Source organism: Microcystis sp. M53603_WE2 (assembly GCF_030065435.1).
Map to the genome: position 1 here is coordinate 1 of NZ_JASJFF010001333.1, position 9,996 is coordinate 9,996.

The window sequence follows — 9,996 nt, forward strand, 5'->3', positions numbered from 1 at the left end:
CTCTACTCTAGATACAGTCAACGGTACAGCCATTTTCAAAGGGAAAATGTACCCAGTAGCGTCTTTTCAATTTTTTCTGAGAAGCTCCAGGCAGTAAGGGTTTTGTTAATTTTTTAGTATTTCTGTATGGGGGAAGTCCAGGTATATTGGCATCTCGCGAGTCTTTAATAAAAGTTTGCTGACCACCACCGGGATAACAATCAGCCGGATTCTGGGGGGCGACAATTCCTTGATAAACCGTTGTTCCCGCAGGTAAAGTCACCGATACCACTTTGGTCGCTTGATTGGGAGGATTCCACTTTTGATCGAGGGCTAAATTTCTGATCACCTCCACATTGGTGGTATATTGATCCGTGGTCAGAAAACGACCTTTTTTGTAATTTTCGTCACTATAATAACGGAAGAAAGTCTGGGGTTTTTCTAGGGTAACTGCCTGACATTCACTATTGCGAAAAGTGATGGCAATATCTGGAGGAAGAGGACAGGAAGGAGCCTGATCTTGAGCCAATATTTTCCGAGAATTGAAAGTAAAATTTTCGGGTAAACTATTGGTTAATGTACTGGCAGCGATTCCTAAAACAAGACTAAAAACGAGCGAACTGGCTTTCATCTTCACTGATTAAGAGAAATTCTTCTCGATTTTACCGTACTGAACCGACTTAAAATCTTGATTTCGCCCACTGGCAACAATTCTTAACTAATTTTCTCCCTGCTCGCCACCCTAACCCCGATTAGCTCCCTAGTAGGAAATTTCCCGCCATTGTCTGTCAACTTTCCTCGCTAGTGTGGGCAAATTAGGAAAAGAATCGTTAAGATCAAAAAAACTTAACATTAATCTTCTTGACAAAATCCCCCATTTGTGCTATGAGAGACGCTATTGATATTTTGATGGAAAATTTGAGCCAGAGCATCGTCGGCCAAACCGAATCGATTCGCATTGTGCTGGTGGCTTTACTCAGTGGTGGCCACGCTCTCCTCGAAGATGTCCCCGGAGTCGGCAAAACCCTCTTAGCTAAATCCTTAGCGCGTTCAATTAACGGTCGTTTCCAACGGGTACAATGCACCCCCGACCTCCTTCCTAGTGATATCACGGGAACGACGATTTGGAACCCCAACAGTCGCGAATTTGAATTTATCCCCGGCCCCGCTTTTGCTAACGTCCTGTTGGCCGATGAAATCAACCGGGCCACCCCGCGCACTCAATCGGCACTTCTAGAAGTCATGGAAGAAAAACAAGTTACCGTCGATGGAGAAGCGCGGCCGGTCCCCCAACCCTTCTTTGTTATCGCCACCCAAAATCCGATCGAATATCAAGGCACTTTTCCGCTTCCAGAAGCGCAAATGGACCGTTTTGCCGTTTGCCTGAGTTTGGGTTATCCCAGCGCCACAGAAGAACTAAAAATGTTACAAAGACAGCATTCTCAAGAGACGGTTAAATCCCTAGAAGCTTGTATTTCCCTAGAACAGGTGGGAGAATTGCAAAGATTAGTTAGTCTGGTCCGGGTAGCTCCTGCTTTACAGCAATATATCGTCGATTTAGTCCGCGCTACCCGTGATCACGAAGATATTAGTTTAGGAGTCAGTCCCCGGGGTTGTGTGGTTTTGCAAAAAGCAGTTCAAGCTTACGCTTTCCTCGAAGGTCGCGATTATGCTATTCCCGATGATGTTAAGTTTATTACTCCCTACGTCTTCTGCCATCGTCTGATTCCTAGTCACGGTCGTCAAGCTAAAGCTATCGTGGAAAGACTTCTGCAATCGGTGGCGATCGAGGATCGCATCTGTGCCTGAACTACTTTGAACCCCTAGAGGAGAGAATTGCCGCGCTCAAAACCCCTAGTGGGGGAATAACAACGACTGGCGTTGTCAGATCAGAATATGAAGAATGAATTGCGACACAACGAGAGCCTTACTCTTAAAGCGTTTTCAAGTCTGCTCTGATGCGCCATCATCTTCAAACTTGACAACGCCACAACGACTAGCAATTAAACCCAAAACTAACCACCAGAGGGTACTAACTTGGGGACGATACCAAACCGTATCAAAAAAACCGTGGGCAAGAATTCCAGCCATAGCGGCAATTGCCCCGATTAACCAAAAGCCTTGACTATCCATTTTATCGCGTAAAAGTTTAATTTGATGGATGACTTGGCCGATAGTTGTGACTAATAACCAGAGGAAACAGGTAAAACCAATAATTCCCGTTTCTACCATGATTTCTAATACCACAGAATAGGCACTTAAAGCCGTGTATTTTGGCTTCATGAATAGGGGGTAAATTTTCTTAAAAGCATCATTACCCGGTCCGATGCCCAAAAGTGGATAGGTTTGAATCATGCGAATAACTGCATCCCAAACATTAATCCGAAAGTTATTACTACTATCTTCCCGGCCTGCAAAAATACTCATCACCCGAATTCGCAGCGGTTCCACCAATAAAATCGCCCCTAAAATCACCACGGCTAAACCCCCTAAAATTAAGGGTAAAAGCCATGTTTGCCAAAATAACGGTAGATAGTTTTTGAACCAATAAAATAATAGCAATAAGAAGACGATTCCTAAGACCATCAAACCAATCCAACCGCCACGACTCTCGGTAAAAAATAAACAAGCGGCATTGGCTAAAGTTAATAAAGCCGCTAAAATTTTCGGTAGCCATCCCTGCCACACAAACAAGGCTGCACCGCTAAAAGCAATACCAGGGAATAAATAACTAGCTAATAAATTAGGATTACCGAGATAACTATAAACCCTAGTATCTCCCGCTAATTCTGAGGTGGGATCGTTCCAAGTTGCTAACTGTTCCGCACCAAAAATTTGCTGACGAATGCCGTAAACGCTGACTACTAATGCGGTTAAAACTAAAGTAGTCAGAATCCAATTTGTTAGGCGTGGTGAGCGCATGATTCGGGCGGTAAAGGCAAAAAAGATGAGATTGAGAGTTAATTTAATTAATCCTTCCAAGGCTGCGGTTTTAACGGGAGAAAAAGCCGTAGAAACCGTGGCAATTCCCCAATATAAAAGTACCAAAAGATGTATGGGTGTCACCCCAATTTTGCCTTCATCCACAAGGGTTAAGAGTAGCCAATAACCCGCTATTGCTAACAGCAAAAAACCGATTTGACTGGTGGAGAAAAAAGGCGCAGTGGCGATAAGGAGAGAGATTAACAGCGCACCCATCAGTTCTGTCCACTGCACAAACTGGCTACCCTGTCGCCATTGACTAAAAAGGCCGACGAAACGATGCAGATAGCTATATTTTGACCAAGAAGCGGGCGAAAAGTTCAATAGGGTGATTTGTTTCCAAAAAGCATTCATAGGGTTTTTAGTTGCGGTTGTCACCAGCAAACTTTGATTAAGATACCGATTGTATCTTAATTGTTGACTCTTGGGAGCCAAAAGAGTTTCAGTCTGGTGTCTTAGGGCAGCTTCACACAGTCAAAACCTAATAGTATAACCAGTCTAGGCATGGGGTGAACGTAAAGCTTGACCTAAACGAGTTAAGCCTTGGGAACAGTCAAAACGATCGAGATGTACTTCAATAAATGATAGGCGATCGATGTTACCCTGGGCAATCGATAAAGCCTTTTCTAATTCCCCTTCTGTCCTGACTTGACAACTCCAACTTTCCCCGTTAAATACTGCTGGTAATTGGTGATATTTCCACGGTTGTAGATCATTATAAATATTATCCTGAATTACCCGCTCGATCGTGTAACCGTCGTTATTAATTAAAAAGATAATTGGATTGAGATGGTGACGGATAATTGTCGAAAGTTCTTGGGCGGTCATTTGAAAAGCACCATCCCCCACAAAGACGATAGGACGAGTATTTGGTGCGGCAAAAGCTACTCCTAAACAGGCGGGAATTGAATAACCAATAGAGAGATAAAATGCTTGACCGATAAAGTCGGTTTTTTGGGGCATTAATAAATCAATTGTGGCAATAATTGCGTCCCCTGTATCAGAAATAACAAAAGATTCTTGAGCGATAAAATGATTCATTCGCTCATAAAAACGAGCATTAGTTAATTTTTGCTCTGCCACGGCGATGAATTCTAAATTCTTCAATTCGGCCGCAGGTTTAATCTCTAGTGTAGCCGCTTCTTTGTGACTTAGCTTATTAATTAAACCCTCGATAAAATCCCCTAGGAATACTGGTTGATAGAAGTGATGTTTAATCTTGATCTTCTCGGAATTGGCATTAATCAAATTATTGGGATTTAAATTAGCCGTAAATCCGCCTAAATTCATATCGGACATGATCGCCCCTAAACAGAGGACACAATCGGCATTTTCCACCCGTTGACTAACGTATTCGCGACTTAATGCCCCCACATAAGTGCCGATAAATTGCGGCTGCATTTCCGAAATTGACGACTTACCTAAAATAGTGGTGGCTAAGGGATAACCCGTTACCTCTAAAAGTTTCAGCAACTTATCCTGGAGTTTAAACCGATGGAATTCTACCCCTGCTAAAATAATTGGTTTTTCCGCTTTTTCTAATAAAAAAGCCGCTTCTTCAATGGCTTCTTCTAAAGCGGCAGCATCCGTGAGATTATCGGTTAAATAAATTGGCTTTTCTGAGGGGATACAGGGACGATAGACTAGATCCCGGGGAATTTCGATATACACGGGACGTTTGTGATGCAAACAAGCTGTTAAAGTTTGATCGATTTGACTGGCTGCTTGGGCAGAATTAGTGAGAATAACCGAGGCAACCGTGACTTTTTCCATGATGGACAATTGCAGATTATAATCGCCCGTGGTGTGGTGTAATAATAAATTATCCCGGCGAATCGAGCGATCGGAAGCCCCACTAATTACCACCAGGGGAACTCTTTCAGCGTAAGCACCGACCACAGCATTAACTAGGCTAAATCCCCCGACTCCGTAGGTGACACAGACAGCGCCCATACCTTTGACTCGCGCGTAGGCATCGGCGGCATAACCCGCGTTAAGCTCATTACAGGTACAAACTAATTCGATCGGACTTTCCACCAAAACATCCATCAAATCGAGGACATAATCCCCCGGCACCCCGAAAACATGATTAACCCCTAAATTATGGAGACGCTGGCATAAATATTCGCCGATCGTGATCATAGCAATTTTCTCCCCTGTGTTGGCACTTTCACGCCGATCATAACGATTTTTTCAAAAAATAGGCTCATGCCCAGTAATGAACTAGAAAGTAAAAATCAGCAGACTTTAATTAAGTAGCTGTTTGCAATTAAATAGAAGATAGGTTTTGCACTCGATCCCCCCTGCCCCCCTTAATAAGGGGGGTGCCGACAGGCGGGGGGATCTTAGAGTTTTTTCCGCAGACCCTAATTATATCTAGCGCTGGTGATCAATGCTATAGTATAAAATCTGGGGTTTTTCTCTTGGGTGTAAAAAAATATCTGCGGCACTTTTTCAGGTATAATTTTTACAGGAGATTCCCTAAAACTTTCGACTTAAATAAGGCTGACTGTTAATGATTTTTACTGAATTAGTTTTGCAAAATTTCGGTCCCTACGCCGGTCGTCAAGTGATTAATTTACGTCCCGAAAAAGACAACAATTCCTGTCCGATTATCCTTTTGGGAGGCATGAATGGCGGCGGTAAAACTACTTTAATGGATGCGATTCGTTTGGCTTTGTACGGTGCGCGGGCAAAGTGTTCTACTCGCAATAATTTAAGTTATGCCGAGTTTCTCAGTCAAGCAGTTAATAATCAAGCTTCCCTCATCGATCAAGCGAGAATTGAATTGGCTTTTGAACATCTAGTTAATGAACAATGGCGACAATATCGTATCGTTAGATACTGGACAAAACAGCCCAAAGATGGTAAGGATACCCTCGGTATTTTAGATGAGGATTGGCCCGATCCTGCCTTAGCTAATACTTGGGATGAATATATTGAAACTTTATTACCTTTGGGTATTTCTAACCTCTTTTTATTTGATGGGGAACAGGTAAAAGAATTGGCAGAACAGGATGTACCTCCTGACAGCGTTAAGGATTCGATGCAGACTTTATTAGGGTTAGAATTAGCGGAAAGATTAGCAGTTGATCTTGATATTTTGGCTAGTCGCAAGCGCCGGCTATTAGCAGCAGAAAATGAACTGGCAACTATTGAAGCTATTGAGAAAAAATTAGCCCAGTACCAAGAAGATTTGGAATTGGCTAGACAAGAGATGGAAACTCAACAAAAAAATTTAGATTTGGTTAGAAATGATTTTGATGCAGTCTCGGATAAATTTCGCATTGATGGCGGAAAAATTGCCGCCGAAAGAAGTCAATTAGAGAGCAGAAAAAAGGATTTAGATAAAAAGTTAGATAAACAGAGAGAATATTTAGGTCAATTGGCGGGGGAATTTTTACCATTAAAGTTAATTTTTCCTCTCCTAGAAGCGGCTAAAATTCAGGGAGAAAAAGAGCTAAAATTTCAATCGTCTCAAGTCGCTCAATCGGTTTTAGAATCCAGAGATAAAAAGTTACTTGCTTATTTAGAACAACTGAATTTAACTTTAGAGCAATTAGACAATATTAGAGAATTTTTACAGCAAGAAAATAAGTTTTTAGCTGAGGATAACGATTCTTTGGTTACTTCTTACTTAGATTTAGACGAGGAGGCGATCGAGTTATTAAATCGAGTCTTAACCCATCAACTACCGGCACAAATTAACCTCGCTCATCAAGCAATAGAACAATTAAGAAATCTGGAAGCTGACTTAGATAATTTAGAGCGAGAATTAGCAGTAGCAGCCTCTCCCGAAGAATACGAAACCCTGAGTAATAACTTAAAAACCGCTCAGAAAAACTATCTAAATGCTCAAGCAGAATACGAGCAAAGCCACAAAAATTACGAGGAAATTAAAAAGAAAATTGAGAAAAATAAAAAAGAATTATTTGCCTATAGTGAGAAAGCTTTAGAATCGCAAAATAACGAACATATCGTTAATGCTATTGTCAAAGCACAGCAAACTTTAAAAGTATTTAAGGAACGCTTAACTTTAAAAAAATTAAATAGATTAGAGGGAGAAGTGGCGGAATGTTTTCGTTATTTATTGCATAAGTCCGATCTGGTGCAGAAAATAGCGATCGATGCTGATACTTTTGGTCTATCTCTCTTTGGCCCCGATGGACAAAATGTGCCTAAACACCGTCTTTCTGCCGGAGAAAAACAACTATTAGCGATCGCTTTTTTGTGGGGATTAGCGCGAGTCTCCGGACGAGATTTACCCATCGCTATCGATACACCCCTCGGACGTTTAGATTCTTCCCATCGCCATAATTTAGTTGAACGTTATTTTCCCGCCGCTTCCTCTCAAGTCATCCTCCTCTCTACCGATACAGAAATTGGACAAAATGAGCTACTCTTATTAGAAGAACAGGAAGTAATCGCCAGAAAATACCTGCTAGAATATAATTCCCAACAACGTCAAACCACTATTCACCCCGACCGCTACTTTTGGTAAGATTATGACTGAGATAAATTCCCACGAAATCCTCGCCCAATTAACTTGAGACATCGGGTATTACTTCCAATTTTATCACTCAATCCAAGCCTTTGGGGGGGGAGAGTCGGGTCTCTGGGTTCTTAATGGAGACATTGAGAATCTAAGCCGTCTCGTCGAAGCAAGGAATTTCTAACAGCAATGTGGAAAGAATCCCCCGTCACAGCCTAGCTTGACGGTGGGAGTATGTCAACTGACTTGACAGTAAAACAACCCCACTCGCTTTTTGTTGCTCTACTTTGGGGTAGGATTCAAGAGCGCTGTTTAGGGATAAATGACTGTTCGTCGGCGCTATTGTCTAGTTTTTGAGCGTTTTTTCCAGCTGGGCTACCCTTGCTTTCTGTTGCTTCAAATCGGCTAGTTGTTTTAGTAATTGTTCTCTTACTTCATAGCGATAGGCAAAAAAATGCTCACCTATCCCTAGGGTCGCTAGATACTCTTCTAGCAGACGGGGTTTGACCCAGGCAATCACCGCCAGTTGCCACCAGAAACGGAACCGCGTCGGTCGGACAATCCCCTGCCGCCAGAGCAAGGAACGGAACAATTGCCACTGTTGCCCATCTAATTTACGGTTCGATTTGCCGCGCCATCCCCCCATCATCATGAAATGGTTGAAGGTTCGTTTCAGGTAGTTAACAGGATCGTAGATTTCCCAGAAAGCGTCGATGTATTCTTCGGTAATCTCTTCCACCGGGCGAGTTGGCTCAAAGTTCATCATGGCTCCCTGATGGAAAGTGCCCATGCCATCCACCAGACGACCTTCCCGTTGCAGGCGATTCCACAGGGCGGTATTTTGCAGTGCCTGGAGCAGGCTAAACTGCCCCTGGGGAATACTCGCCTCCATAATAAAATCTTTGATCCGCTGCCCTGCGCCAGGTTTCTCATTGTCAAAACCGATAATGAAGCCAGACATAATCTGCAGCCCCATGCGGGTAATTTTGTGACAGGATTCGATCAGGGATTGGCGGGTGTTTTGAACCTTGTTAATGCCCATTAAGCTATCGGTATCTGGTGTCTCAATCCCCATAAACACCAGCATAAAGCCGGCCTTGACCATTAACTCGATCAGTTCACTGTCTTCGGCCAGATTAAGGGAAGCTTCCGTAATCAGTTTAAAGGGATACTGGTGTTGTTCCATCCAGGGGATCAACTCCCGCAGAAACACCTTGGCATTCCGCTTATTGCCAATGAAGTTGTCATCGACAACAAAAATGTAGCGCCTCCAGCCCAGTTGATATAACGTCTCCAACTCAGCCAACATTTGTTCTGGGGTTTTGGTGCGCGGTTTGCGGCCATAGAGGTTGATGATGTCACAAAATTCGCATTGAAAGGGGCAACCGCGAGAAAACTGCACGGTAATCGCCAGATAGGCATCCAGATCTAGTAGATCATAGCGGGCGATCGGTGTCATGGTGACATCGGGTTTCTCGCTGGCTCTAAAGACACCACTCGGTTCACCCCGCTCCAGGGCCGCCAGGAACAGCGGGATTGTCAGTTCTCCTTCATCCAGAATCAGGTAATCTGCTCCAGCTTTTTGGGCAACTTCTGGATAGGAGGTGGGGTAAGGCCCGCCCACCGCCACTTTTTTACCCAACTGCAACCCTTTGGCAATCAATTCTTGAAAGTCCTTTTTCTGAATGATCATGGCGGAGATGATGACCAAATCGCACCACTCCCAATCGGAAGCCGTTTCTAATCGGACATTGCGATCAACAAACCGGATTTCCCAATCCGATGGTAACAGGGCTGCCACCGTAATTAAACCCAGGGGCGGATTGGTTGATCTTAAACGGGCTAGATCTAAAGTCTCTTGATAGGACCAAAAGGAGTTGGGCATCAGCGGCCACAGTAATAGGGCTTTCATTCAGGTGTCTCCAATGAAGAAGCTAGATGCTTTACATACTAGCCACAAAGCCCAAGTCGATCAAGACTGTTTTAACATCTTTTTTTACTAATAAATTAGTTCTAAATAAATCGTGAAAAAACCGCATTTTTTTCGAGATTAGCACAACTAAATGCACGATGCTTGCTAAAAACTCGTGTTTTCCCATTTTTATCAACGCGCTCTGGGGGCTGTGTGCCTCTTTTGGGTATTTTTGGGTAGGTTCCCTAAAAAATGCTGATTCTGAAAAACCCTCTTAAAATTCGCAAGCACCGAATAGTAAGGGTTTCGTTTCAGTCCCTAGGAAGTCTGTTTTATCGGAAAAACACCAGTTACTAGACATCTGGACAATGACTATTTCTGGTCAGGTAAACATAAGCGTAATTACACTATTTTATCCCGACCCATCATGACTCAACTACCATAAAATATAGTTTATGTCTCTTTAATTTTGGAAGATGAATAAATTAAATAACTGGTAATTATAGTCCTATTTAGGGTTTGCTGAATAAATATAAAAACCTTGTTGGATAATACTTTTAGACTTTTTTGACCTCAAAAAGTGCCGACCATTGGAGTGATTGAGGGGAAAATTCAGGTACTTTTTCCCTGA

Annotated in this window: 5 protein-coding genes and 2 pseudogenes; 3 read left to right on the forward strand and 4 right to left on the reverse strand. The window is 42.9% G+C overall.

Annotation, left to right across the window (positions count from 1 at the left end):
- Positions 1 to 142: 142 nt before the first annotated feature.
- Positions 143 to 610, reverse strand: a pseudogene (locus tag PX481_RS28030) (hypothetical protein); the annotation flags it as partial.
- 254 nt (positions 611 to 864) lie between these two features.
- Here PX481_RS28030 and PX481_RS28035 point away from each other — a divergent pair.
- On the forward strand, positions 865 to 1,788 hold the full coding sequence (locus PX481_RS28035) for an AAA family ATPase (protein WP_288097214.1): 924 nt from the start codon (positions 865 to 867) through the stop codon (positions 1,786 to 1,788).
- 135 nt (positions 1,789 to 1,923) lie between these two features.
- Here the strand turns inward: PX481_RS28035 and PX481_RS28040 are convergent, their stop codons facing one another.
- Together PX481_RS28040 and PX481_RS28045 are read right to left on the reverse strand one after the other, a co-directional pair.
- Positions 1,924 to 3,315: an IctB family putative bicarbonate transporter gene (locus tag PX481_RS28040; protein WP_288097216.1), complete on the reverse strand. Its 1,392-nt coding sequence runs from the start codon at positions 3,313 to 3,315 to the stop codon at positions 1,924 to 1,926.
- A gap of 144 nt (positions 3,316 to 3,459) precedes the next feature.
- Complete coding sequence (locus PX481_RS28045; protein ID WP_002761119.1) at positions 3,460 to 5,103, reverse strand: alpha-keto acid decarboxylase family protein; 1,644 nt, start codon at positions 5,101 to 5,103, stop codon at positions 3,460 to 3,462.
- Positions 5,104 to 5,476: 373 nt separating this feature from the next.
- On the opposite strand from PX481_RS28045, the gene dndD reads away from it, so the two are divergent.
- Entirely contained in the window at positions 5,477 to 7,462 is a 1,986-nt protein-coding gene (gene dndD / locus PX481_RS28050) for a DNA sulfur modification protein DndD (protein ID WP_288097218.1), read from the forward strand.
- Between the two features lie 100 nt (positions 7,463 to 7,562).
- A pseudogene (locus tag PX481_RS28055) lies at positions 7,563 to 7,677 on the forward strand (zinc ribbon domain-containing protein); the annotation flags it as partial.
- 122 nt (positions 7,678 to 7,799) lie between these two features.
- Here the strand turns inward: PX481_RS28055 and PX481_RS28060 are convergent.
- The gene (locus tag PX481_RS28060) at positions 7,800 to 9,365 is read right to left on the reverse strand and encodes a B12-binding domain-containing radical SAM protein (protein WP_288023959.1); all 1,566 of its coding nucleotides are present in this window, start codon (positions 9,363 to 9,365) and stop codon (positions 7,800 to 7,802) included.
- Positions 9,366 to 9,996: the final 631 nt, after the last annotated feature.